The sequence below is a fragment of the Mycobacterium heidelbergense genome (assembly GCF_050205645.1).
GTDB lineage: Bacteria > Actinomycetota > Actinomycetes > Mycobacteriales > Mycobacteriaceae > Mycobacterium > Mycobacterium heidelbergense_A.
Genome location: NZ_JBNMQT010000011.1, coordinates 85,177 through 108,142 on the forward strand (window position 1 = coordinate 85,177; position 22,966 = coordinate 108,142).

Below are 22,966 nucleotides of genomic sequence, written 5' to 3' on the forward strand. Positions count from 1 at the left end.
CGGATTGTCGCTGAGAGGTGGGCACATTGACGAATGGTGCCAAGCGGTGCGCGCCGCACACCGCCTCACGCGACGTCGATGACCACCTTGCCCAGCACCTTGCGCTCAGCCACATAGCGCAGCGCCGCGGCCGTTTCGGCCAACGGGAAGCGCGCGCCGATGTACGGCCGGATGACCCCGGTGGCGAACATCTCCGTCAACTCCTCGGTGTCACGGATCGCCTCGTCGGGATGATCGGTCATGAAAGTGCGGATCTCCATGCCGCGCACACAGATGTCTTTGAGCAGAATGAGATTGAGCGGGACGGCCGGGATCGCGCCGGCCGCGTAACCGAGCGTGACGAAGGTGCCTCCGCGGGCCAGTCCGCGCAGCGCCGGCTCCGAATAGGCCCCGCCGACGGGGTCCAGGACTACCCGGGCGCTGTCGCCGGTGAGCTCTCGGATGCGGGATTTCAGGTCCTCCCGGTCGTAGTCGACGGTCGCCTCGGCGCCACGCTGTCGGCACAGCTCGAGCTTTTCCGGACTCGACGCCGCGGCCAGCACCCTGGCCTTCATGGCGACCGCCAGGTCGACGGCGGCCAGCCCCACCCCGCCCGCGGCGCCCAGGACGACAACCCAATCACCCTCTGTGACAGCGGCTGTCGAGCGCAACGCGTGATAGGCGGTGCGGTATGTCACCCCGAAGGCCGCGGCCGAAGCGAAGTCGGCGTCGTCGGGCACAAGTTCGGCCTGGCTCGCGTCGAGTAGCGCCTGTTCGGCGAATGCTCCAAAAGTGGTTCCGGACACGCGCTGACCCGGACTGAACGCCGCGCCATCTCCGGCGGCGATCACCTCGCCGGCGATCTCGTTGCCGGGGATGAACGGCGGCGGAATCTTGACCTGGTACTTGCCGGCGATGAACAGCACATCGGGAAAATTGACAGCCGCGGCATGCACCCGCACCAGCAGCTGCCCGGGACCCGCGACCGGCTCGTCAACGTCGGCGAGCACCAGGTCTTCCGGCGGCCCGTACGCTTGGCAGACGACCGCGCGCATCACTTGACCCCCAACCCCTTCAGGCAGAACCGAACCACGTGGGCGATGTCGTCGGACCCGGGCCGCTCCGCCGAACCCATGTAGCGCCGCAACGTTGCGGCCGTGCAACAGAACACGGCCTCGACATCGCGGTCCACATCGCTACTGCCCAGCGCCGCAACGGGTTCGACCAGCAGGTCCCGCAGCGGCAGCATCATCTCCTGATCGACCGTACGCCAGTTGGTGCCCGTCGACATCTGACCGGCCGCGGCGCGGCTTTTCCGGATCAGGTGCGGGTGGGCGATCTGTGCCAGCGTGCCCTCGATCCAGCGCGCGACCTTGTCCTGTGGCCTCGACTCCTTGGCCATCTGATGCTGAAGGTAGGACACGACGATCGCCACGCCCCGTTCCATCACGGCCAGGATGAGATCGTCCTTACCGGCGAAGTAGCGGTAGAACGCCTTGTTCGACGAGCCGGCCTCGGCGACGATGTCGCTGACGCGCGGCGGCGCGGGCGCGATCCGCTCCATCACCCGCACCGCGGCGGCCAGGATCCGCTCCACCTCCTCGGTGGCCTCCCGCTGGCGTTCGTCGAGTGCCCGTTCGACGGCCGCCGTGACTCGGCTATTGGTCAACGAGCTCACCGTATTTGGCACGGGCGGCCTCTCGCCGAACACCCAGCATCTCGCCGGGCCACTCGCCGTCTTCGGCGTCGTATCCCTTGAGCAGCATGCGGGCCAGGTTGACCTTGTGTGCCTCGGTCGGCCCGTCGGCCAGGCCGAGGGCGATGCCACCAAGCAGGACGTTGACCAGTGGCAGCTGGTCGGTGAGCCCTAGCGCGCCGTGTACTTGAATGGCGCGCAGCGCAATCGATTTCAGTACCTGGGACGCCAGGATCTTGCAGGCGGCGATCTCGGCGCGGGCCGCGTGCTCGTCGCCGTTATCGATCAGCCACGCGGCGTGCAGCACGGTGAGCCGAAACGGAATCAACTCGGTATAGGAGTCGGCGACGAATTCCTGCACCAATTGCTTGTCGGCCAGCGAGGTGCCCTGTGTGAACCGGCTTTTCGCCCGCCGCGACATCATGTCGACGGCGCGCTGCGCCATTCCGATCGAACGCATCGCGTGGTGCAGCCGTCCGCCCGCCAGGCGGGTCTGCAGGATCAGGAAGCCCTGGCCGGGTTCACCGAGCAGCGCGTCCGAACCCACCCGGACGCCGTCGTAGTGCACCAGGGAATGTCCGGGCTCGTGCGGCTCCGCCCCGACCAGGTGATGGGTGGCTTCCACGGTCAGGCCCGGGGTTCCGGCCGGGATCAGGAATGTCGAAGCGCCGTGGTGGACGGCCACGTCCGGATTCGTGATTGCGACGACGATGAAGAACGATGCGACGGAAGCGTTGGAGGAGAAGTACTTTCGGCCGGTGATGACCCAGCCGTCACCGTCGGGGACGGCGCGGGTGGTGAAGACCCGCGGATCGGCGCCGCCCTGCGGTTCGGTCATCGAGAAGCAGGAGAAGATCTCCCCGGACAGCAGCCCGGCCAGATAGCGGTCCTTCTGGTCCTGGGTGCCGAACCGGGCGATGATCTCCGCGTTGCCGGTGTCGGGCGCCTGCGTGCCGAACACGATCGGAGCCCACGGACTGCGGCCCAGTATCTCGTTGATCAGTGTCAGCTTGACCGCGCCGAAGCCCTGGCCGCCCAGCTCGGGGCCTAAATGCGGTGCCCACAAACCGTTGTCGCGGACCTGCTGCTTGAGCGGGTCGACGATGCGGCGGCGCTCGTCGTTCAGCGGGAGGAACTCGCACCCCGGGAACAGCACCTCGAGGGGTTCCACCTCTTCGCGCACGAACTCGCGGATCCAGTCCAGCTTCTTGTCGAACTCCGGTTCGGTGGAGAAGTCCCAAGCCATCGAATGCTCCTATCTGCTAAGGGATACCGCCGTCGGCCCGCAGGATCGAACCGGTGGTGAAACTGGACGCGTCGGACGCCAAAAACAGCGCGGCGCCGACGATTTCGCGCGGGTCTCCGGCGCGCTCCAAGAAGAGGTGACTGAACCTGTTGGTGTCGTCGTTTTCCAGACCCCAGGCTTTGCTGACGTCGGTCAGGTACGGCCCGGCCATCAGCGTGTTGACCCGCACGGTGGGTCCGAACGCCTGTGCCAGCCCCTCGGTCATGGCGTTGAGCCCGGCCTTGGCGGCGGCGTAGGGGATGATGCCGCCGTTGGGTCGCAGCGATCCGGTGGAACTCACGTTGATGATGGACCCGCGGCCGGCGGCCACCATCCGCTCGCCCACCAACGCGGATAACCGGAAGGGCCCCTTGAGGTTCAGGTTGACCACCGCGTCGAACAGCTTCTCGGTGACGTCCGTCAGCTTGTCGTAGAGCGGCGACATGCCAGCGTTGTTGATCAACGTGTCGACCTTGCCGAACCTGTCATAGGTCGCCTCGACCAGTCCGTCGAGCTGTTCCCAGCGTCCGACGTGCACCTGGTAGGGCATCGCCGAGCGGCCGGTCTCGGCCTCGATTTCCTTGGCGGTGCTCACGCAGTTGTCCATGTTGCGGCTGGCGATCACCACGTCGGCGCCGCAGCGTGCGACGGCGAACGCCATTTCGCGGCCCAGTCCACGGCTGCCGCCGGTGATCAGCACCACGCGGTCGGTGAGGTCGAAAATGTCGTCCGCATAACCCATTTCAGCAGTCTCCCGTCGACAGGGACCGGGCGAGCTCGGCCGCGGTGGCGATCAGCCGCGGAATCATCGCCCCGAAAGCGTCTTTGATCTTTGGGTCCACCTTGCCTGTGCGCACCCCGGCGGCGTACGTCTTCTCCAGCACGATGCCCAGTTTCCAGTTGGCCAGCACAAGGTAGTAGTCGATGTTCTCGGTGGACAGCCCGCTGATCTTCTCGTAGTGCTCGAGCAGTTCGCTTCGGGTCGGCATGCCCTTCATGTCCAGGTAGAACCCGTCGTCGCTGGGGTTTTCGCCGTCGTAGCCCAGTAACGCCCACGCCAGATCCAGCAGCGGATCGCCGACCGTCGTCATCTCCCAGTCCACGATCGCGGCCAGCCGTGCCGGCGCCCCGTGCGCGAACATCACGTTGGCGAATTGGTAGTCGCCGTGCATGATGCCCGGCTTGTAGTGCGCAGGCCGGTGGCGGCGCAGCCAGTCGGCCGCCTCGTCCAGGCCGGGCAGCTCGCGGACCTTGTAGGCGTCGAGGAACTTCAGCCAGCGATCGACCTGTCGCTCGTGAAATCCGGCCGGGCGGCCGAATCCTTCGAGCCCCTGGGCGCGCCAGTCCACCCTGCCCAGCTTGGCGGCGCCCTCGACCAACTCGAACGCCAGGCCGCGGCGTGCCTCCAGGTCGGTGTCGAACGGCGCTTGCCATCCGCCGTCCATCGGGCTCCACCCGTCGATGGCCCGCATGACGTAGAACGGCATGCCCAGCACGGCGCCGGTGTCGTCGGCGGCGATGAGAGCCGCGTGTGGCACGTCGGTGCCCGACAGCGCCCGTACCAGCCGGATCTCGCGCAGCAGTCCATCGATGCGGGCGGCATCGGCGCGTGCACCGGGCATCCGCAGCACCATGCGTTCGGGGCCACGCTCGATCAGGTACAGGGTGTTCTGGGAACCGCCCTTCAGCTGGTCCAGCAGTGGTTCTTCGCCGCTACCCGGTGCGTCGTTGGCGTCCAGCCAACGTCCGAGCACACCCGCGTCCAGTTTCGTTTCGCCGGTAGCAGTCATCCGCACACCCCAATCTCCGTACGGAGAATAGCATTCTCCACGGGTTTGGGAAGGGGCCGTGTCAGCGGTCGGCTTTGTGGGCGCTGAGCAGAAACCCCGGCGCCATGAAGTGGCCCTCGTCGTCGCGCTCGACGTCGGGCAACGGCGCAGCCGCGAGGGCGTCGGCGTTGCCGTAGAGCTTCGCGGGCCGGATGTCATCGACCCGCCACAGGGTCGAGACGGCGTCATGCAACTCGGTTTGGGTAAAGCCGCGAGGACCGGGTGTGTCGTCGTCGCCCTGGTGGCCCAGTGCCCCCGCGACGAACGCCAGAATGTAGAGCACTGCGTCCGGCGCCGCGGCCCGAAAGATGGATTGCATGTAGTCCTGGCGCCTCTCGGGCGGCAGCGCGTGGAACAGCCCGCTGTCCAGGATTGTGGAGAACCGGCCTTCGGATCCGGGCGGGTAGTCACGAAAGCTCGCGACGTCGGCCTGCGCGAAAGTCGCTGTCGTCAGCCCTTGTTCGGCCGCGGCCGCGGACGCCGCCTCGATCGCGGTGGCGCTGGCGTCCAGGCCGACAACCGTGTAGCCGCGTGCGGCAAGGGCCAGCGATAGTGCGGCGTGGCCGCAGCCGGCGTCCAGTACGTCGCTCCGGATTTTGCCTTGATCGATGAGAGCCGCCAGCTCGGGTTGTGGCCGGCCGATGCTCCACGGGGGTGGTGTTTCTTGTCGGTAGGCGGCGTCCCAATCCATGCCCGGCTGGGTCATCTGTCCTCCTCGAGGTCGAGCCTCCTGCGCGCAATGAGAAACTGGCGCTGCCCACCATCCGACGACGGGAACAAACATGCAAGTGCTGCTGGTCCGGCACGCGTTGCCGCTGCGCAGCGAACACGGGCAGGGTTCCGACCCGGACCTGTCCGATGAGGGGATGGCCCAGGTCACGCGCCTGCCCGATGCCCTTGCCAGGTTCCCCATCTCCCGGGTGGTCAGCAGCCCGCAGCGCCGCGCCATTCAGACCGCCGAACCGGTCGCGGCGGCCCGGGAGCTGGCCGTCGAGGTGGACGAGCGATTCGCCGAATACGACCGCGACCTTCCGGTGTACATCCCCGTCGAGCAGATCCGCGCCGAAAACCCGCAGGAGTGGGCGCGGCTGGCGGAGGGCCATCTTCCCAGCGCGGTCGACGAAGACGCCTTTCGGGCGCGGGTACTGGCGGGGGTGGACGATCTCGTCGCCGCCGCCGATCCCGACGACACCGTCGCCGTGTTCAGCCACGGCGGAGTGATCAACCTGCTGCTGCACCAGATCCTCGGGACGGCGCGGTTGTTGTCGTTCCCCGTGGACTACGCATCGGTCACACGCCTGCTCTACTCGCGCTCCGGCCAGGCGACGGTGGCGACTGTGAACGCCGTCGAACACGTGTGGGACCTGTTGCCGCGCAACCAGCGATGGTAGACAAGTTCGGTGACTTCGGCTGACCGACTCGACGGGCTTGACCTGCCCGCGCTGGACCGGTACCTGCGTTCGCTCGGCATCGATCGCGACGGCGAATTGCGGGCGGACTTCATCTCCGGTGGCCGCTCCAACCTGACGTTCCGGGTCTACGACGACAAAACCAACTGGCTCGTGCGGCGTCCACCCCTGCACGGCTTGACGCCGTCGGCCCACGACATGGCCCGCGAGTACAAGGTGGTTGCGGCGCTGCAGGACACACCGGTACCGGTCGCGCGCGCGATCGCGCTATGCGAGGACGACTCGGTGCTGGGCGCACCTTTCCAGATCGTCGAATTCGTTGCCGGGCAAGTGGTCCGCCGCCGCGCGCAACTGGAAGCGTTTAGCCACACCGTCATCGACGGGTGCGTCGACGCCTTGATCCGGGTACTCGTCGACTTGCACAACGTCGACCCGAACGCCGTGGGCCTGGAGGATTTCGGCAAGCCCAGTGGTTACCTGGAACGCCAGGTGCGCCGATGGGGCTCGCAGTGGCAGTTGGTGCGGCTACCCGACGACCACCGCGACGCCGACGTGGAACGGTTGCATTCCGGTCTGCACGAGGCGATTCCGCAGCAGAGCCGCACGTCGATCGTGCATGGCGACTACCGGATCGACAACACCATCCTGGACTCCGACGACCCGACGCGGGTCCGCGCCGTCGTGGATTGGGAGCTCTCGACGCTGGGCGACCCGCTGTCCGACGCGGCGCTGATGTGCGTGTACCGCGATCCCGCTCTGGACTTGATCGTCAACGCGCAGGCCGCGTGGACGTCACCGCTGCTGCCCACGGCCGACGAGCTTGCCGACCGGTATTCCCTCGTCGCCGGATTACCGCTCGCGCACTGGGAGTTCTACATGGCCCTGGCCTACTTCAAGCTCGCCATCATCGCCGCGGGCATCGACTTCCGGCGGCGCATGTCGGACCAGGCCCGCGGGACGGATTCCGAGCTCACGCCCGAGGTGGTGGCGCCGTTGATCTCGCGTGGGCTGGCCGAACTCGCCAAGCTACCCGGCTAGGTGCGCCCCTCTTGCGAAGCCGCGGCGTGGTGCTTCTTGGCCGCGCGGCGCAGCTGCAGGATCCGGGCGGTGCCGACGGCCACGGTGATCAGGCCGCCGACCACGGCCGCCAGCAGAATCGCGACACCGAGCGGCAGGCTCCAGTGCCAACCCAGGAACTGAAACTGACTCGACGCCGTGTTCTGGGCTATGAAGATCAGCAACAGGATCAGGATCAGGAACCCGGCGATCAACGCGGTCCACAGGGCGCCGGCGCGGGTGAAGCCGATGGCGGGTTCTGCCGACTTAGCGCCGCCCTTGGGCGGTTGCGAGGGTTTGGGGGGCGGCTGGCCGGGCGAGTCAGGCGTTTGGCTGCTCATACTGTCATCTTTGACCCATCCCGCCCGGAATGAAACCACACCACGCAGGAAACCTTGCGGCGTCCCATCGTTTCTGCCGATAGGGTCACCGGTATGAGGAAGCTGCGCGTGCGCAGCGCGACACGCTGCGCGGCGGCGTTGCTGGCAACGGCGTGCCTGATTGCGGCGTGCAGCAATTCGGATCCGCTGGGCGAAGAGACCCGCAGCATGAAGTCGATCGTCGTGGGCTCCGGCGACTTCCCGGAATCCCAGATCGTGGCCGAAATCTACGCACAGGCGTTGCAGGCCAACGGGTTTGATGTCGGGCGCCGGATGGGCATCGGCAGCCGCGAGACCTATATCCCGGCACTCAAGGACCATTCCATCGATTTGGTGCCGGAGTACATCGGCAACCTCCTGCAGTACTTCGAGCCCAAGTCCACGGCGACGATGCTGGACGCCGTCGAATTGGAGCTCTACAAGCGCCTGCCCGGCGACCTGTCGATTCTGACGCCCTCGCCGGCATCCGACACGGACACCGTTACCGTCACGGGTGGAACCGCCGGGGACTGGCACCTGAGAACAATCGCCGACTTGGCGGCACATTCGCCGGACGTGAAATTCGGCGCGCCCTCGGACTTCCAGGCCCGCCCCTCCGGACTGCCCGGCCTGAGGCAGAAGTACGGACTGAACATCAGCCCGGGCAATTTCGTCGCGATCGAAGACGGCGGCGGCGCCGTGACGGTGCGCGCGCTGGTCGAGGGCAGGGTGAACGCGGCCAACATCTTCAGCACGTCACCGGCCATCCCCCAGGAGCACCTAGTCGTACTCGAGGACCCCGAGCACAACTTCTTGGCCGGTAACATTGTGCCGCTGGTGAATTCGCAGAAGAAGTCCGATCGCCTCAAGGAAGTGCTCGACGGCGTCTCGGCGAAGTTGACCTCGCCTGGGGTGGCCGCGCTCAACGCCGCGGTGGCTGGCAACTCGGGCATAGATCCGGGCCAGGTGGCCCGAAACTGGGTGCGGGACAACGGCTTCGACCACCCCGTGGGGCAGGGATGATCCGCTTCGACAACGTCAGCAAGGTATACCCAGGCGGCGGCACTGCCGTGGACCGGCTCAGCCTCGACGTGCCCGACGGCAAGCTGACGGTCTTTGTCGGCTCCTCCGGCAGCGGCAAAACCACGGCCCTGCGGATGATCAACCGCATGGTCGAGCCGACCTCTGGCACCATCACGGTGGACGGCGTCGACGTGTCCAAAGTCGACCCGGTGAAGCTGCGTCTCGGAATCGGTTACGTCATCCAGCATGCGGGCCTGATGCCGCATCAGCGGGTGATCGACAACATCGCCACGGTGCCCGTGCTCAAGGGCCAGGGCCGCCGGGCCGCCCGCAAAGCCGCCTATCAAGTGCTCGAACGCGTCGGGCTGGACGCCAAGTTCGCCACCCGGTATCCCGCGCAGCTTTCCGGCGGCGAACAACAACGCATCGGGGTGGCGCGCGCCCTGGCCGCCGACCCGCCCATCCTGCTGATGGACGAGCCGTTCTCGGCTGTCGACCCCGTGGTCCGCCACGAGCTGCAAAACGAAATACTGCGTCTGCAAAGCGAATTGCGCAAAACCATCGTGTTCGTGACCCACGATATCGACGAGGCGCTCAGGTTGGCCGATCAGGTCGCGGTGTTCGGACACGGTGGCGTCCTGCAGCAATACGACGAACCGGCTCGGCTGCTCTCACGTCCGGCCAACGACTTCGTGGCGCGGTTCATCGGGCTCGGCCGCGGCTATCGCTGGCTACAGCTCATCGACGCATCCGGGCTGCCGCTGCACGACATCGAGCGGATTTCGGCGAGCGCCCTCGCCAACGGCGAACCCATCACGCACGGCTGGAGATTGGTGGTCGACGACGACGGCGCACCGTTGGGCTGGATCGACGCCGACGGCTGGCGGCGTCACCGCGCTGGGGCGTCGTTGTCGGAGAGCATCAGCGCCGTCGGTTCGCAGTTGCGTCCGGACGGCAATCTCAGCCAGGCGCTCGACGCGGCGTTGTCGTCCCCGTCGGCCGTCGGCATTGCCGTCGACCGCGACGGCAAGGTCGTCGGCGGTATCTTGGCCGCCGACGTGCTGGCCGCGGTGGAAGCCCGCCGGCGGGACTGACCATGCACTACCTGCTCACCCATCTGTACGACGCCTGGGCCCTGACCGTCGTGCATCTGCGGCTATCGCTGCTCCCGGTGCTGATCGGATTGGCGATCTCGGTGCCCGTCGGTGTGCTGGTCCAGCGCGCCCCGGTTGCCCGGCGGCTGACGACGGCGACGGCCAGCGTCGTCTTCACCATCCCGTCGCTGGCCTTGTTCGTCGTCTTGCCGGTGATCATCGGAACCCGAATCCTCGACGAGGCCAACATCATCGTCGCGCTGACCGCCTACACGACCGCGCTGTTGGTGCGGTCGGTGCTCGAGGCGCTGGACGCGGTGCCGGCCCAAGTGCGTGACGCCGCGACCGCGGTCGGGTACCCGGCACTCAAGCGGGTGGTGAAAGTCGAACTGCCACTGTCTATTCCGGTGATGATCGCCGGCCTGCGGGTGGTGGTGGTGACCAACATCGCGATGGTGTCGGTGGGCTCGGTGATCGGCATCGGTGGACTGGGCACCTGGTTCACCATGGGTTACCAGACCAACAAGAGCGATCAAATCCTCGCCGGGATCGTCGTGTTGCTCCTGCTGGCCATCACCATCGACCTGGCGATCGTGCTGACCGGGCGCCTCGCCACGCCCTGGGAGCGGGCCGCGCGTCACGCCCGCCGTCGCCGCCCGGTCGCGGCGCCGATAGCGGGCGGTGCGCGATGAACTTTCTGCAACAGGCCCTCTCCTACCTTTTGACCGGCGCCAACTGGACCGGCCCGGTGGGGCTGGCGGCGCGCATCTTGGAGCATTTGGAGTACACCGCCCTCGCGGTGGGCGCGTCGGCGCTGATCGCCGTTCCGCTGGGCGCGATCATCGGGCACACCGGTCGCGGCACGCTGCTGGTGGTGGGGGCGGTCAACGGACTGCGCGCGCTGCCGACGCTCGGGGTGCTGTTGCTCGGGGTGCTCGTGTTCGGGCTGGGCCTGGGACCGCCGCTGGTTGCCCTGATGCTGTTGGGCATCCCGGCGCTGCTTGCCGGCACCTACGCCGGCATCGCCAGCGTCGAGCCGACGGTGGTCGACGCGGCCCGCGCGATGGGCATGACCGAGACCCAGGTGCTGCTGCGCGTCGAGGTGCCCAATGCGATGCCGCTGATCCTGGGCGGGCTGCGCAGCGCGACGCTGCAGGTGGTCGCGACCGCGACGGTCGCCGCGTACGCGAGCCTCGGCGGGCTGGGCCGCTACCTGATCGATGGGATCAAACAGCGCGAATTCCAGCTCGCTCTCGTCGGCGCGCTGGCGGTGGCGGCGTTGGCGCTGATCCTCGACGGTCTGCTGGCGTTGGCGGTGTGGGCTTCGGTGCCGGGTACCGGGCGGCTGCGCAGGGCCACGACCCGTGGGCGAGAGCGCGTGACGGCGGCCGCACTTCCGGGCAAACCTGCCGCGGTTGGTGGACACGCTTTACGGTAGGGGGGTGAACGCAGGCCCCACGGATCCGACTCCCCGCGTCGTGACGGCGATGTTGACCTGGCGTGCACAGGATGTCTCCCGGATGGAGTCGGTGCGAATTCAGGTGTCCGGCAAGCGAATCAGGGCGCACGGCCGCATCGTGGCGGCGGCCACCGCGACCAATCCGGCGTTCGGCGCCTTCTACGAGGTGCAGACCGACGAGACCGGCGCCACCAAGCGGTTCGGGCTGACCGTGACGCTGGCCGAGCGGGAACGGCAGCTGGCCATTGCCCGCGACGAGGAGAACATGTGGTTGGTGACCGACCATCAAGGCGAGTCGCGCGCGGGATATAACGGCGCCCTCGACGTCGACGTGGTATTCAGCCCGTTCTTCAACGCGCTGCCGATCCGGCGACTCGGGCTGCACGAACACGCGGAGTCGATCGCGTTGCCGATGGTCTACGTGAACGTGCCCGAGATGACCGTCACCGCGGCCGTCGTCAGCTACACCAGCGCGGGCAGTCTCGACGGGATCAAGCTGCGTTCGCCGGTCGCCGACACCAACGTGAGCGTCGACGCCGACGGGTTCATCGTCGACTATCCAGGGTTGGCAGAGCGGATCTGATCACCCCGCCGGCCCGGCCCGCGGCGGCCAGTTCCTCGCGCCAGTTGTCCTCGCCGATGGTGATGGTGAAGATGTCGGAGCGCGGGAAGCTGTCGAAACGGGTTCGCGCCGCGTGGCCGGCTTCGACGAGCTCGGCCACCGAGAGGTCCCGGTCGAGGGAGTCGCGCGCACGACTCAGCAGCTCGATGGCCCGGTCGAGGGCCGGCAGCAATTGGCTGCAGTTGCCTTCACACATGGCGCGCACCAGGTCCGGCGCGCTGGCGGCCACCCGCGTGCCGTCGCGGAAAGACCCCGCGGCCAGCGCGAACGCCAGCGGCACCTCGGCGGCGGTGATCGCGAGGGCCTCGGCAAGCAGGTGCGGCAGGTGCGAGATGGCGGCCGCCGCGGCGTCGTGCTCGTCGGACTTGGCCGGCACCACCGCCGCGCCGCAGTCCAGCGCCAGCGTCATGACCATCGACCACACTTCGGGATCCACATGGTCGTCGACGCTGACGACCCACGGGGCCATGGTGAACAACCCGGCATGGCCGGCGGGCCAACCGGACTCGGCGGTGCCCGTCATCGGGTGACCGCCGACGAAGCGCTGCAGCAGACCGGCCGCCGCGACCTCGTCGAGCACCGCGCTTTTGACGCTGGTGACGTCGGTCAACGGACAGCCGGGGGCCAAATCGCGGATGTGGGCGAGCATGCTGGGCAGGGCCGGCATCGGCACGGCCAGCACGATCAGCGCGCCGAGGTCAGCCGCGCGAGTCAATGTTTTGGTGAGGTCGGTGCTGGCGTCGAAGCCGTCGGCGACGGCCCCCTGCGCGCCTTCTACCGACCGGTTGTAGCCGAACACTTCGCGGCCGGCTTTTGCCGTGGCCCGCATGATCGAGCCGCCGATCAGTCCCAGACCGAGCACGCATATCGGTGTCTTCGTTGCAGTCCGAGCCACAGTCCAAGGTTGGCACAATTCCGCACGCCGTGGTGGTTCAGGTTCGCTCGTACGGGTGCGTCTGTCTGGTCAAGGGGCCTGGTCAGCGACTAGCGTATGCGGCCATGGGAGCACAACGGGCCTCTGCACAGGGCCCGTCCGCGGACGTGCCGGACGGCTTCGGCGTCGCGGTCGTGCGCGAAGAGGGCCAGTGGCGCTGCTACCCGATGGCCACCAAGTCATTGACGAGTCTGACGGCGGCCGAGACGGAGCTGCGTGAACTACGCAGCGCCGGCGCGGTGTTCGGGCTTCTCGATGTCGACGACGAATTCTTCGTGATTGTGCGCCCGGCGCCGTCGGGGACCCGGCTGCTGCTGTCGGACGCCACCGCCGCGCTGGACTACGACATCGCGGCCGAAGTGCTGGACAATCTCGACGCCGACATCGACCCCGAGGACCTCGAGGACGTGGAGCCGTTCGAGGAGGGCGATCTCGGGTTGCTATCGGACGTCGGCCTGCCCGAGGCGGTGCTGGGTGTCATCCTCGACGAGTCCGACCTCTACGCCGACGAGCAATTGGGCCGCATCGCCCGGGAGATGGGCTTTGCCGACCAGCTGTCGGCGGTGATCGACCGCCTCGGTCGGTGATCGCAAGTCGGTGATCGCTGACGAAGAGCTGATCCGCGCCGCGCTATCAGTCGCCGCGACGGCGGGTCCCCGCGACGTCCCGATCGGTGCGGTGGTCGTTGGGCCCGACGGAACCGAACTCGCCCGGGCGGTGAATGCCCGTGAGGCCCTTGGTGATCCGACCGCGCACGCGGAGATTCTGGCGATGCGGGCGGCGGCCGGCGTGCTGGGCGACGGGTGGCGGCTGGAGGGGACCACGCTGGCGGTGACCGTCGAACCCTGCACCATGTGCGCGGGTGCGCTGGTGCTGGCTCGCATCGAGCGGCTGGTCTTCGGCGCGTGGGAACCCAAAACGGGAGCGGTCGGATCGCTGTGGGACGTGGTCCGCGACCGTCGGCTCAACCATCGCCCGGCCGTGCGGGGCGGGGTGCTCGCGCAAGAATGCGCCGCACCCCTGGAGGCCTTCTTCGCCCGCCAGCGATTGGGGTGAGCGGCGGCGGGTTCGGTAAGCTGCTCGGCGGTGGCGTGTCCGAGCGGCCTAAGGAGCACGCCTCGAAAGCGTGTGACGGCTAACACCGTCCGAGGGTTCAAATCCCTCCGCCACCGCCAAAACGGCAGCGGCCAAGCCCGCTTCCGAGCCGCGCGGCGACGGAGCCGTCATCGATCGCAGCGCCCAGGCACGGTCTCGTTGTCTACACAGGAAACGTGACGCCGGTGAGTTCTTCGGAGACGACCCAAAGCCGGCGTTGCAGCTCCTCGTCGTGCGACTGCATGCTGGACTGCACGAGCTTGGGGTGGCCGCGCTGTTCGGCGAGACTGCCGGGTCCGTAGTACTGGCCACCCTTCACGGCCGCGTCGGTGGCCGCCCGCAGCGTCGGCAGGGCGCCCATCGCCGGGCTTTGGAGCGCCACCGGCGCGGACACCGCCATCAGGAGTTTCCAGTAGGCGGGAAGGTGGCGGAACAGTTCGGTCTTGGCGCCGCCCGGGTGCGCAGCCACCGCGATCGTATTCTTCTGCTGATCAACTAGCCGTCGCTGCAACTCGTAGGTAAAGAGCAGGTTGGCCAGCTTGGACTGCCCGTAGGCCGCGGCTCGGTCGTAGCGGCGTTCTAACTGCAGATCATCGAACTGGATGGCGGCGCGGACCCGGTGCGCCTTGCTGCTGACGGTTACCACCCGCGAACCGCGCACCGGCAACAGGTGGTCGAGCAGCAGCCCGGTCAGCGCGAAGTGGCCGAGATGGTTGGTGCCGAAATGCAGCTCGAACCCGTCTTTGGTGACCTGTTTCGGCGCCCAACTGACGCCGGCGTTGTTGATCAGCAAATCGATCCGCGGGTACGCCGAGCGCAGCGCGTCCGCGGCGGCGCGCACTGAGTCCAGCGACGACAAGTCGAGTTCCTGCAACGTGACGTCGGCCTTCGGATCGGCGACGATGCGCGCCGCGGCCGCATTACCCTTCTCGAGGTTGCGCACCGCGAGCACGACGTGCGCGCCGCGGTGGGCAAGCGCCGCGGCAGCGTGGTATCCGATGCCGGTGTCGGAACCAGTGACAACAGCGACGCGGCCGCTCTGATCCGGGATGTCGGCCGTGGTCCATTTGCCGTTGGAACTCACGGCCGAAAACGATACCGACCCGCGCCGGGGGCGCCGGGTTGGTGACGTGGGCCGAGCGTCGATGGGGCCTGACCCCGCTGCGCCGACGGGCAACCGATAAACCGGTGGCCGGCCAGGGTCAGGGCAGCTCGAAGTGCTGGTAGTCGATGGGCGTCGTCCAGTGGCCGCCCCATCGCCAGCCTCGGTCGGTGAAGATGCGCACGGCCGCGTCGCCGTTGTGTAGGAGGCCCGGGTCGGCGCGGCTGCGATCCAGATACGGCGCGGCGTTCCGCGGTTCGAATACGCCGCTCGCGTAGACACACGGATTGAGAAGCGGATTGACGTCGATGGCCCGACCGTAGGCGTGTTGAGACCATGCGCTGGATCCCGGGATGCCTCGGCAGTTGAATGCCGAAGTGTTGTCGTCCTCCATGGACAGCTCGTCGTCGGCGCCCGGATAGTGGTCGACGGTACGGATTTTCTCGATGGGAAGGCGCAGTCGGTAGAGCTGCTCGAAGATCGCGATGACCTGCGGCACCAGGTCTTCGTGCACGATCAGCTCGCCGCGGTGGGTCTGGCCGTCGAAACCGATGTGGTCGACGCCGACCCGCCGCAGGCGCGCGGGTTCGACCGGACAACCCGGCCGCCAGCTCGCGCCGAGTTCCGCGGCAGTGACCGGCTGGACCGTGCCATCGGCGGATGCCGGCGGCGTCGCGCTGCACTGCGCCAGCGTGACACCGGCCGCCATCGCGCCCACCAGCACGGCAATCCGCCGCCTGCGAGACGTCAACTGGGATGAGTCCTCACGCTTGCTTGCACCTCGTTCGGCTCTGGGTCGACGGCCTACCCTGGCGATATGCCCGAAGTCGGGTGGATGACGTGGCCCGTGCGGACGGCCATCGCTGTTGGAGCCGTCCTGCTTATCCTCGCCCTGCCTTCCTCGCGTGGCTATCCGGGCCACCTAGCAGCCCGCGGCAGCGCGGTGGCGACGCAGCCAACGCAGGCGATGCAGCCGACTCAGACAATGCAGCCGCCGCGGACAACCGAGCCGATGCAGGCGACGGCACCACCGCAGGCGACCCCGCCGCCGGCTGCGGCGTCCGCGGGGGACTTCGCAGCCGTCGCCAAGCTGATGAACAATGCGGTCGCCGCAAACAGGCTGCCGGGTGCCGTGGTGGTGATCGGGCACGGCGGAGAGGTCGTCTTCCATCAGGCCTTCGGTTCGCGGAAGCTCGCGGGTGAACAAGGGCTGGACGGATCGCCCGCACCCGCAGAGCCGATGACCGAGGACACGATCTTCGACTTGGCATCGTTGACGAAGTGCCTCGCGACGGCGATCGCCGTCATGCAGCTCTACGAACAAGGCAACGTTGGGTTTGACGACCCCGTTCAGAACTATTTGCCCGAGTTCAACGCGGCGAACGACCCACAGCGCGCCAGGGTGACGCTGCGCATGTTGCTGACGAACACCTCAGGCGAACCGATAGACGTAAACCTCGGCGACCCATGGGGACTCGACGGACCCGACAAGGCGGAGGGGATTCGTCGTGCCCTGACCACGCCGCTGCAGTCGGGTCCCGGTGAGGTGTTCCGCTACTCCGACATCAACTTCCTGCTGCTCGGCGCGCTGCTCGAAAAGATCACGGGCCAGCCGGAAGACGTCTACGTAGAGCACAACGTGTTTGAGCCGCTCGGCATGCAGGACACCCGCTATCTTCCGCCGGCCAGTCTCCTGCCGCGGATCGCACCGACGGCGCTTGACGAGGAAAACAGAGCCGATCCAAGCAAGAATCCCGATTACGGCCACTTGCTTCGGGGCGCCGTGCACGACCCGACGGCGCGCCGCATGGGCGGAGTGGCCGGCAATGCCGGCGTGTTCGCGACGGCGCACGATGTCAGCATTTTTGCGCAGGCCCTGCTCGACCGGCTGGCCGGCCGCCCCAGCGATTTTCCGTTGCAGCAAGCGACTGTCGAGGTGATGACGACGCCGCAGCAGCCCGGGCATAGCGCCCGACAACTTCAAGCGGCGAACGAAGCGGACCGCAGAGCCGGCGCGCCGCACTATCCCGCGATCAACGGAGAGAATCTGTTCGGCTTCGGCTGGGACATCGACACTCCCTTTTCCAGACCGCGCGGGTCGATCTTTCCCGTTGGCAGCTTTGGCAATACGGGGTTCACCGGAACCACGCTGTGGCTGGATCCGGAATCGGATACCTACGTCATCCTGCTCTCGAACGCGATTCATGTGCGCGGCAGCTCACCGATCTCGGATCTCCGCGGCGAAGTGGCGACGGAGGCGGCCCGGGGGTTGGGTCTATACGGCAGTGCGCCGTCGTCACCTACGCCGAAACCCGTTCGGCAGCACTAGCCTTGCGCGCCGGTAAGTCCGCGGATCGCTTGAATTTCGCTGTCCCGGTACGGCCGCCCGTCGGGCAGCAGAAGGTCGTGGAACCATACCTTCGGGAGCGCCGTGTAGGGGTGATCCCACGAGTCCCACGGAAAGTAGGTCTGGGTCTTTCCGGCCACCAGGCCCCAGTTGAACGCGCCGACGTTGTGGCGCTTCGCCACGGGCAGGATCGACTCGACGGTGCTGCCCTGGGGACGAGCCATGTACTCGGTGCAAATGATCGGGCGACCCAGTGGGGCAAGCTCGTTGATCCGGGACTCGAAGCCAGCGGGTTCGGCATAGGAGTGGAATGTGATCACGTCGGAGTTGTCCAGTTGCACGGCACTGATCGCGCTGAGTCTCGCCGGTTCACCCCAATCACCGCGCCACACACCGCTCGTCACAGGTTGACTCGGATCGACTGCACGTGCCCACAGGAACACCTGGGGGAGCAGCTCCGCCACGCGGTCCAGCTTGTCTGGGCGCTCGACCTTGCTGTACACCTTCGCCGGATTGTCGGGCTCGTTCCACAGGTCCCAGCCCAAAACCCGGTCATCAGTGCGGAATTGGGTCAACACCCCGGTGACGTAATCACGCAGGAGGCGGGCGTACGCGGGATCGCCTAGGTGCTCGGCTCCCGGGCTCTGCACCCAACCGGAGTTGTGCACGCCGGGCCTCGGCGCGTGTTGCGGGCCCAGTCTGGGTAACGGATCCCAACATGAGTCGAAGAAGACGAACAGCGGCTTAATGCGGTGGCGCGCGGCGATATTGACGAACTGCGCCAGACGCATCAGGAAGCCGCGGGCATCCTGGGCCCAGAGCTGATCGTGGAGGAAGACCCGCACGCTGTTGAGCCCGGCCGCGCGGGCCCAGCCCAGTTCGGTGTCGATGCGCCGGGGATCGTAGGTGCCGGGCTGAAACATCTCGAGCTGGTTAATAGCGTTCGAGGTGATGAAATTCGCTCCGACAAGCCAACCTTGGGCTTGATACCAGCGATTGGCCCGTTCGGCCGACCACCGCGTTATCTCCCCGGAAGAGCGGGGCGCTGGTTCGGCGGAGGCACGGGGTGAGTGGGCCAGCACACTGCCCGCTGCCAACACCAGCGGTAGCTTCAAGACCGTTCGGCGGTACACGAATTGACGATAAGTTGGCCGAGGCCCGTAACCCGGTATTTACTTAGCGCGTCGCGATACGTTTAGCTGAGAATCGTTATTTCATTGTCATCAAGCGGTGTTGAGCGGGCTCGTCCCGTCGATGACATCCTCTAGCGCAGCTTGCGGCCGTAGTTGTCTCTGACGCTTCCGGTGAACATCATGACCGCGTCGACGAGGGCCCAGATGCCCGAAGCGAGTAGGACCGGGAAGCCGAAAAGGCAGAACAGGGTGAAGACGAATCCGAAGATGCCCAAACACAACTGAGCGATCGCGATCTGGGTCGAGTCGATATAGAACCGGCCGACCCCGAACACCCCCAGGAACAACTGCAGGAGACCGGCCGTGGTGGCGGACTTGTCCGACAGCGGGACCCCGGTGGCGGGGTCACGACCAAATGGCGCCTGGGGATCGACGTGCCCCGCATAGCCGGGGTAGGAGGGCGGGTAGGGCTGCGGCTGCGGATAGCCCGGTTGGTACCCCGGTTGGCCCGGATATCCGGGCGGCGGCGGGATTTGGGGATTCTGCTGCGGACCGTAGCCTTGCGGCTGCCACCCCTGGGGTGGTTCGTCGGAGGGGTTTCCGGGTGGGTTTGGGCTCGCCATGGGGTGAGTCAACTCCTGCCGTCGACGGACTGCACCCAAAGAACATAGCCCTCTCGCGGTAACGATTCGACGCTTTGCGATCCCGGCAAACGGCAGAAGCTCGCCGCAAAGTGCTCAGCCGTGCTCAGCGGTCGCCGCGGCAAACTTCGACCGGACCGATAGGTAGCAGCCGGACGGCGATTTTCCATAGCGTGGATGGCGCATTTCCCGCAAACTTCGTGCCCGGGAGCGCGATACTGAGCAGGTGCCTGATCGCAATGTGCTGGGCGGGCCGCTGGAACCGTGCGGTACCGACCCACTGACTGGTTTCTATCGCGACGGTTGCTGCTCGTCCGGGCCCGAAGACCGGGGCCGGCACACGATCTGTGCCGTGATGACTGCCGAATTCCTGGAGCACCAGCGTTCCATCGGCAATGACTTGTTGACGCCGGTGCCCGAGTACCGGTTCCCCGGCCTGCTGCCCGGCGATCGCTGGTGCGTCACCGCCCTGAACTGGCTTCGGGCCCATCACGACGGTTGCGCCGCCCCCGTGGTCTTGGCGTCGACTCACGAGCGCACACTGGAGGTCGTGCCTCTCGAGGCGCTGAAGGAACACAAAGTCGACGTTCCCGACGACCTGGCTAACTTGTAGAGCCCGCTAGGAGGCGCTCGCATGGGCTCTGCGGGCCCCGACATCGCTGATATCGACTTCGACGACCTGACGGCGCCCAGGCTCACCGATGTACAGCGCCAGATTCTGGAATTCACCGAGGCCAAGCGCGTCGACTTCGACATCGAACGGATACTCGCGGAGGCCGTCGAGCGGGCCGGTGTCGGCGACCTGGACGACACGGACGGCTTCGGTGACCGCCTGCGCGCACACGTGGCCGCGATCGAAGCCGACGAGGGCCTGCGCGAGCTGACGCGATCCGCCCTGCGCCAACGGATCGTTCGCCTGCTGCGCAACCGGTTGTCGTTGACCGAACTCGTCAAGCGTTATCCCGAGATCGAGTCGATCGTGATCGAGAAGCCTTTCATCGTCGTCGGGATGCCGCGATCCGGCACCACCCATCTGGTCAATCTCATTGCGGCTGACCCGCGCCGACGCGCGCTGCCGTATTGGGAAAGCCAGGAGCCGATACCCGCGCAGGGCGAAGGCCCCGACATCTTCGGGGTCGACCCGCGCTACGCGCGGGCCAAATCCGAACACGAGGCGCTCATGGCCAGCGCCCCCGTAGTGGCCGCCATGCACGACCGGTTTCCCGAGGCGATCGAGGAGGAAGTCGAGCTCCTCGACCTCGATCTGGCCGCCTATGTACTGGAATGGCATGCGCGCGTTCCCGATTGGCGCGACCACTACCTGGCGCTCGACCAGACCCGGCACTACGCCTACATGAAGAAAGTATTGCAGGCGTTGACATTCCTGCGCGGCCCGCGGACGTGGATCCTCAAGAGCCCGCAGCACTGTGAGCAGCTCGGCCCGCTAATGGCAACATTTCCCGACGCGACGGTGGCCTTCACGCACCGCGATCCCGTCGCGGTGATTCAATCGGCGATCACGATGATGGCCTACTCCGATCGGTTGCGCCGGACCAGCATCGACCCGGGCTGGCTCGTCGACTACTGGAGCGACCGCGTGCACCGGCTGCTCAGCGCGTGCGTGCGCGACCGCGACCTGGTGCCCGCCGATCGAAGCCTCGACGTCAGCTTCCACCATCTCAACGGCAACGAAATGCCGCTGCTCGACGAGCTTTACCGCCGCGGCAAGGTGGAATTGACACCGAAAGTACGCGAGCGGTTCCGGCGCTACCTGGACGGCAATCCGCGCGGAAAGCACGGCCGCATCCGCTACGACCTGCAACGGCACTTCGGAATCTCGGCCGACGAGCTCCGTGGGCGGTTCGATTTCTATTTCGATAGATTCGACGTCCGTCCCGAATGAAGGAGTCAACAGGGATGTCCGGACCGGTCTATCGCAGCAGGCCCGGTGCCGAGGCGATGCGCCCGGCGTCGGCCGAACAAGCCGAGCAGCTTGCCCCGGGGCTGTGGTGCTCGCCGGGTCTATCCAATGCGTACTTGCTGACCACCGCCGACGGCCGGGTGATCGTCAACACCGGGATGGGATTCGAGGGGCCGGTGCACCGCGCGAATTTCGACGCTGTCGACTCCTCGCCTGTGCGATACATCATCTTCACCCAGGGCCACGTAGACCACGTCGGCGGCCTGGACAGCGTCCGCGATCCCGACACAATCGTTGTCGCACAAGCCAATTGGACGGCCTGGCGGGACGACAACGAACGGCTGATCCCCTACCGCGCCAGCCGCAGCGCGTTTGCCTTCAAAGACACGCTGGCGTCCGGCATCCGGGCGATCCAACGGCGCCTCGGAACCAAGCACCTGCCCGGTCAGAGTGTTCCCATCGTCGACCTCGACTTCAACGGCTCCCTCACCCTCGAGGTGGGCGGGCGACGGCTGGAGCTGATCTCGGTGCCCGGCGGCGAGACCACCGACTCGCTGGTGGTGTGGCTGCCCGACGAGCGAATTTGCCTGTGCGGAAACACCTTCGGCCCGATCTTCGGGCACATTCCCAACCTCGTCACCATGCGGGGCGACCGCTACCGCGACGCCCTGACCGCCATCGCATCGGTCGAGCGGGTGCGCGAACTGCGGCCCGAACTGCTGGTGACCGGTCACTTCGCACCGATCGCGGGCGCCGATCTGATTAATGCCGAGCTCACTCGGCTGCGCGACGCCATCCAGTACGTCCACGACGAGACCGTGGCCGGGATGAACGCGGGCAAGGACGTCCAGACCCTGATGCGTGAGATCACGCTGCCCACGGAATACGAAGTGGGACAAGGCTATGGAAAGGTCGCCTGGGATGTGCGGGCGATCTGGGAGAACTACTCGGGCTGGTTCCACCACCGGTCGACCACTGAGCTCTACCCGGTCGGCTTCGATGCCGTCGCCGCCGACGTGGTGGATCTGGCCGGCGCCGAGGCCATCGTGGATCGCGCCAGAACGCATCTTGCCGGAGGCCGACCCCTGCACGCCATCCATCTCGCCGAGCTCGTCTCGTCGGATAATCCCGCCGCGCGGACGGTACTGCGGGAGGCACACGAAGTCCTGCTCGCGGGCAGCACCAATTTCTGGGAACGAGCCTGGCTGTCCGAACAAATAGCGAGGAACTCATGACGGCGCGCGTCGGCTTCGACTTCACCGGCACGACCGCGTTGATCACCGGCGGCACCAGCGGGATCGGGCACGCCACCGCGGTGCTGTTCCGGGACGCCGGAGCCGAGGTCACCGTCACCGGCACCAAACCGGCGGCGACGGACTATGACACCGACCTCGCCGGCATGGTCTACCGCTCGCTACGGATCACCGACCATGACTCCGTGGACGCGCTGGCCGACAGCTTCGGCAGGCTCGACGTGCTCGTCAACAACGCGGGCGCGAATTTCCCAGGCGGCCTGGACGAATCGAAGCCGGACGGTTTCGAGGCGTCGGTGGGCCTCAACCTCGTCGGGCCGTACCGGCTTACCGTGGGGCTCTACCGTGCCCTGCGGGCATCGACCGCGGCGAGAGGCGCCAGCGTGGTCAATCTGGCGTCGATGTCTGCGCTGCGGGCGGTTCCCTTGGTGCCCGGCTATGGCGCGGCGAAGGCCGGGATCGTCGGTATCACCAGGAATCTCGCGGTCAAGTGGGCCACCAAGGGAATCCGGGTGAATGCGGTGGCACCGGGAACCATCGACACGCCGATGACCGCGCCCATGCACGCCGCAGCGGACATCGTGGAATCCGAGCTGGCACATATCCCGTTGCGCCGCTTCGGGTCCGTCGCGGAGATCGCTCCCACGATCGCATTCCTGTGCACCGAGCAGAGCAGCTACACCAGCGGCGCAATCTTCGTCGTCGACGGCGCGTCGGACTGCGTCTGAG

Annotated in this window: 26 protein-coding genes and 1 tRNA gene; 15 read left to right on the forward strand and 12 right to left on the reverse strand. The window is 67.0% G+C overall.

The window, feature by feature from the left end; genetic code table 11:
- Positions 1–65 precede the first annotated feature (65 nt).
- The 6 genes from ACQI5H_RS14680 to ACQI5H_RS14705 all read right to left on the reverse strand — a co-directional run bounded on the left by ACQI5H_RS14680 (position 66) and on the right by ACQI5H_RS14705 (position 5,495).
- A complete protein-coding gene (locus ACQI5H_RS14680; RefSeq protein ID WP_427080082.1) occupies positions 66–1,034 on the reverse strand; it encodes an NADPH:quinone oxidoreductase family protein in 969 nt (322 codons plus the stop codon).
- On the reverse strand, positions 1,034–1,657 hold the full coding sequence (locus ACQI5H_RS14685; protein ID WP_427080191.1) for a TetR/AcrR family transcriptional regulator: 624 nt from the start codon (positions 1,655–1,657) through the stop codon (positions 1,034–1,036). Before ACQI5H_RS14685 ends, ACQI5H_RS14680 begins: the two co-directional genes overlap by 1 nt.
- Positions 1,638–2,921, reverse strand: coding sequence for an acyl-CoA dehydrogenase family protein (locus ACQI5H_RS14690; protein ID WP_427080083.1), 1,284 nt, complete (start codon positions 2,919–2,921; stop codon positions 1,638–1,640). The genes ACQI5H_RS14685 and ACQI5H_RS14690 overlap by 20 nt, the downstream gene beginning before the upstream one ends.
- Before the next feature lie 16 nt (positions 2,922–2,937).
- On the reverse strand, positions 2,938–3,702 hold the full coding sequence (locus tag ACQI5H_RS14695) for an SDR family NAD(P)-dependent oxidoreductase (RefSeq protein ID WP_427080084.1): 765 nt from the start codon (positions 3,700–3,702) through the stop codon (positions 2,938–2,940).
- A gap of 1 nt (position 3,703) precedes the next feature.
- On the reverse strand, positions 3,704–4,750 hold the full coding sequence (locus tag ACQI5H_RS14700; protein WP_427080085.1) for a phosphotransferase family protein: 1,047 nt from the start codon (positions 4,748–4,750) through the stop codon (positions 3,704–3,706).
- 61 nt (positions 4,751–4,811) lie between these two features.
- On the reverse strand, positions 4,812–5,495 hold the full coding sequence (locus ACQI5H_RS14705; protein ID WP_427080086.1) for a class I SAM-dependent methyltransferase: 684 nt from the start codon (positions 5,493–5,495) through the stop codon (positions 4,812–4,814).
- Between the two features lie 76 nt (positions 5,496–5,571).
- On the opposite strand from ACQI5H_RS14705, the gene ACQI5H_RS14710 reads away from it, so the two are divergent.
- Positions 5,572–6,180, forward strand: a complete 609-nt coding sequence (locus ACQI5H_RS14710; protein WP_427080087.1) for a histidine phosphatase family protein — start codon at positions 5,572–5,574, stop codon at positions 6,178–6,180.
- 9 nt (positions 6,181–6,189) lie between these two features.
- Positions 6,190–7,236: a phosphotransferase family protein gene (locus ACQI5H_RS14715; RefSeq protein WP_427080088.1), complete on the forward strand. Its 1,047-nt coding sequence runs from the start codon at positions 6,190–6,192 to the stop codon at positions 7,234–7,236.
- Here the strand turns inward: ACQI5H_RS14715 and ACQI5H_RS14720 are convergent.
- A complete protein-coding gene (locus ACQI5H_RS14720; RefSeq protein WP_427080089.1) occupies positions 7,233–7,595 on the reverse strand; it encodes a LapA family protein in 363 nt (120 codons plus the stop codon). The genes ACQI5H_RS14715 and ACQI5H_RS14720 overlap by 4 nt on opposite strands.
- A gap of 93 nt (positions 7,596–7,688) precedes the next feature.
- Between ACQI5H_RS14720 and ACQI5H_RS14725 the strand changes: the two genes are divergently transcribed.
- Genes ACQI5H_RS14725 through ACQI5H_RS14745 form a run of 5 tightly spaced genes read left to right on the forward strand, consistent with a single transcriptional unit; the run spans position 7,689 to position 11,772 of the window.
- Positions 7,689–8,636 (forward strand): ABC transporter substrate-binding protein, encoded by a 948-nt coding sequence (locus ACQI5H_RS14725; protein ID WP_427080090.1) that lies wholly within the window; start codon positions 7,689–7,691, stop codon positions 8,634–8,636.
- Entirely contained in the window at positions 8,633–9,730 is a 1,098-nt protein-coding gene (locus ACQI5H_RS14730) for an ABC transporter ATP-binding protein (RefSeq protein ID WP_427080091.1), read from the forward strand. The genes ACQI5H_RS14725 and ACQI5H_RS14730 overlap by 4 nt, the downstream gene beginning before the upstream one ends.
- A 2-nt stretch (positions 9,731–9,732) precedes the next feature.
- A complete protein-coding gene (locus ACQI5H_RS14735; RefSeq protein ID WP_427080092.1) occupies positions 9,733–10,422 on the forward strand; it encodes an ABC transporter permease in 690 nt (229 codons plus the stop codon).
- Positions 10,419–11,168 (forward strand): ABC transporter permease, encoded by a 750-nt coding sequence (locus ACQI5H_RS14740; protein WP_427080093.1) that lies wholly within the window; start codon positions 10,419–10,421, stop codon positions 11,166–11,168. Before ACQI5H_RS14735 ends, ACQI5H_RS14740 begins: the two co-directional genes overlap by 4 nt.
- Positions 11,169–11,172: 4 nt before the next feature.
- Positions 11,173–11,772: a putative glycolipid-binding domain-containing protein gene (locus ACQI5H_RS14745; protein ID WP_427080094.1), complete on the forward strand. Its 600-nt coding sequence runs from the start codon at positions 11,173–11,175 to the stop codon at positions 11,770–11,772.
- On the opposite strand, the gene ACQI5H_RS14750 is transcribed toward ACQI5H_RS14745, so the two are convergent.
- Positions 11,735–12,679, reverse strand: coding sequence for a prephenate dehydrogenase (locus ACQI5H_RS14750; RefSeq protein WP_427080192.1), 945 nt, complete (start codon positions 12,677–12,679; stop codon positions 11,735–11,737). The genes ACQI5H_RS14745 and ACQI5H_RS14750 overlap by 38 nt on opposite strands.
- A gap of 131 nt (positions 12,680–12,810) precedes the next feature.
- Between ACQI5H_RS14750 and ACQI5H_RS14755 the strand changes: the two genes are divergently transcribed.
- The 3 genes from ACQI5H_RS14755 (at position 12,811) to ACQI5H_RS14765 (ending at position 13,920) form a co-directional block, all read left to right on the forward strand.
- On the forward strand, positions 12,811–13,332 hold the full coding sequence (locus ACQI5H_RS14755) for a tRNA adenosine deaminase-associated protein (protein ID WP_427080095.1): 522 nt from the start codon (positions 12,811–12,813) through the stop codon (positions 13,330–13,332).
- A 10-nt stretch (positions 13,333–13,342) separates the two neighbouring features.
- Positions 13,343–13,801 carry a nucleoside deaminase gene (locus ACQI5H_RS14760; protein WP_427080096.1) on the forward strand — a complete coding sequence of 153 codons (459 nt, stop codon included), beginning with the start codon at positions 13,343–13,345 and terminating at the stop codon, positions 13,799–13,801.
- Between the two features lie 29 nt (positions 13,802–13,830).
- Positions 13,831–13,920, forward strand: a tRNA-Ser gene (locus tag ACQI5H_RS14765).
- Between the two features lie 83 nt (positions 13,921–14,003).
- Here the strand turns inward: ACQI5H_RS14765 and ACQI5H_RS14770 are convergent.
- Positions 14,004–14,924, reverse strand: coding sequence for an SDR family NAD(P)-dependent oxidoreductase (locus ACQI5H_RS14770; RefSeq protein ID WP_427080097.1), 921 nt, complete (start codon positions 14,922–14,924; stop codon positions 14,004–14,006).
- Positions 14,925–15,042: 118 nt separating this feature from the next.
- Positions 15,043–15,651: a M15 family metallopeptidase gene (locus ACQI5H_RS14775; RefSeq protein WP_427080193.1), complete on the reverse strand. Its 609-nt coding sequence runs from the start codon at positions 15,649–15,651 to the stop codon at positions 15,043–15,045.
- Positions 15,652–15,759: 108 nt separating this feature from the next.
- On the opposite strand from ACQI5H_RS14775, the gene ACQI5H_RS14780 reads away from it, so the two are divergent.
- On the forward strand, positions 15,760–17,271 hold the full coding sequence (locus ACQI5H_RS14780; RefSeq protein WP_427080098.1) for a serine hydrolase domain-containing protein: 1,512 nt from the start codon (positions 15,760–15,762) through the stop codon (positions 17,269–17,271).
- On the opposite strand, the gene ACQI5H_RS14785 is transcribed toward ACQI5H_RS14780, so the two are convergent.
- Positions 17,268–18,422, reverse strand: a complete 1,155-nt coding sequence (locus ACQI5H_RS14785; RefSeq protein WP_427080099.1) for a 1,4-beta-xylanase — start codon at positions 18,420–18,422, stop codon at positions 17,268–17,270. The genes ACQI5H_RS14780 and ACQI5H_RS14785 overlap by 4 nt on opposite strands.
- A 131-nt stretch (positions 18,423–18,553) precedes the next feature.
- The gene (locus ACQI5H_RS14790) at positions 18,554–19,045 is read right to left on the reverse strand and encodes a TM2 domain-containing protein (protein ID WP_427080100.1); all 492 of its coding nucleotides are present in this window, start codon (positions 19,043–19,045) and stop codon (positions 18,554–18,556) included.
- A gap of 244 nt (positions 19,046–19,289) precedes the next feature.
- Here ACQI5H_RS14790 and ACQI5H_RS14795 point away from each other — a divergent pair, with 244 nt between their 5' ends.
- From ACQI5H_RS14795 to ACQI5H_RS14810, 4 genes are read left to right on the forward strand one after another with little or no spacing between them, the layout of a single operon-like run.
- Entirely contained in the window at positions 19,290–19,676 is a 387-nt protein-coding gene (locus ACQI5H_RS14795) for a DUF2237 family protein (RefSeq protein ID WP_076125165.1), read from the forward strand.
- 21 nt (positions 19,677–19,697) lie between these two features.
- The gene (locus ACQI5H_RS14800; protein ID WP_427080101.1) at positions 19,698–20,966 is read left to right on the forward strand and encodes a sulfotransferase family protein; all 1,269 of its coding nucleotides are present in this window, start codon (positions 19,698–19,700) and stop codon (positions 20,964–20,966) included.
- Positions 20,967–20,980: 14 nt separating this feature from the next.
- Positions 20,981–22,219, forward strand: a complete 1,239-nt coding sequence (locus tag ACQI5H_RS14805) for an MBL fold metallo-hydrolase (protein WP_427080102.1) — start codon at positions 20,981–20,983, stop codon at positions 22,217–22,219.
- Positions 22,216–22,965 carry an SDR family NAD(P)-dependent oxidoreductase gene (locus tag ACQI5H_RS14810; protein ID WP_427080103.1) on the forward strand — a complete coding sequence of 250 codons (750 nt, stop codon included), beginning with the start codon at positions 22,216–22,218 and terminating at the stop codon, positions 22,963–22,965. Before ACQI5H_RS14805 ends, ACQI5H_RS14810 begins: the two co-directional genes overlap by 4 nt.
- Position 22,966 lies beyond the last annotated feature (1 nt).

Bases quoted from the DNA above. Each gene is read 5' to 3' on its own strand.
- ACQI5H_RS14800 (WP_427080101.1), top strand. From the start codon at position 19,698: ATGGGCTCTGCGGGCCCCGACATCGCTGATATCGACTTCGACGACCTG.
- ACQI5H_RS14690 (WP_427080083.1), bottom strand. From the start codon at position 2,921: ATGGCTTGGGACTTCTCCACCGAACCGGAGTTCGACAAGAAGCTGGAC.
- ACQI5H_RS14805 (WP_427080102.1), top strand. From the start codon at position 20,981: ATGTCCGGACCGGTCTATCGCAGCAGGCCCGGTGCCGAGGCGATGCGC.
- ACQI5H_RS14790 (WP_427080100.1), bottom strand. From the start codon at position 19,045: ATGGCGAGCCCAAACCCACCCGGAAACCCCTCCGACGAACCACCCCAG.
- ACQI5H_RS14705 (WP_427080086.1), bottom strand. From the start codon at position 5,495: ATGACCCAGCCGGGCATGGATTGGGACGCCGCCTACCGACAAGAAACA.
- ACQI5H_RS14735 (WP_427080092.1), top strand. From the start codon at position 9,733: ATGCACTACCTGCTCACCCATCTGTACGACGCCTGGGCCCTGACCGTC.
- ACQI5H_RS14740 (WP_427080093.1), top strand. From the start codon at position 10,419: ATGAACTTTCTGCAACAGGCCCTCTCCTACCTTTTGACCGGCGCCAAC.
- ACQI5H_RS14730 (WP_427080091.1), top strand. From the start codon at position 8,633: ATGATCCGCTTCGACAACGTCAGCAAGGTATACCCAGGCGGCGGCACT.
- ACQI5H_RS14775 (WP_427080193.1), bottom strand. From the start codon at position 15,651: ATGGCGGCCGGTGTCACGCTGGCGCAGTGCAGCGCGACGCCGCCGGCA.
- ACQI5H_RS14700 (WP_427080085.1), bottom strand. From the start codon at position 4,750: ATGACTGCTACCGGCGAAACGAAACTGGACGCGGGTGTGCTCGGACGT.
- ACQI5H_RS14695 (WP_427080084.1), bottom strand. From the start codon at position 3,702: ATGGGTTATGCGGACGACATTTTCGACCTCACCGACCGCGTGGTGCTG.
- ACQI5H_RS14710 (WP_427080087.1), top strand. From the start codon at position 5,572: ATGCAAGTGCTGCTGGTCCGGCACGCGTTGCCGCTGCGCAGCGAACAC.
- ACQI5H_RS14720 (WP_427080089.1), bottom strand. From the start codon at position 7,595: ATGAGCAGCCAAACGCCTGACTCGCCCGGCCAGCCGCCCCCCAAACCC.
- ACQI5H_RS14680 (WP_427080082.1), bottom strand. From the start codon at position 1,034: ATGCGCGCGGTCGTCTGCCAAGCGTACGGGCCGCCGGAAGACCTGGTG.
- ACQI5H_RS14810 (WP_427080103.1), top strand. From the start codon at position 22,216: ATGACGGCGCGCGTCGGCTTCGACTTCACCGGCACGACCGCGTTGATC.
- ACQI5H_RS14755 (WP_427080095.1), top strand. From the start codon at position 12,811: ATGGGAGCACAACGGGCCTCTGCACAGGGCCCGTCCGCGGACGTGCCG.
- ACQI5H_RS14725 (WP_427080090.1), top strand. From the start codon at position 7,689: ATGAGGAAGCTGCGCGTGCGCAGCGCGACACGCTGCGCGGCGGCGTTG.
- ACQI5H_RS14780 (WP_427080098.1), top strand. From the start codon at position 15,760: ATGCCCGAAGTCGGGTGGATGACGTGGCCCGTGCGGACGGCCATCGCT.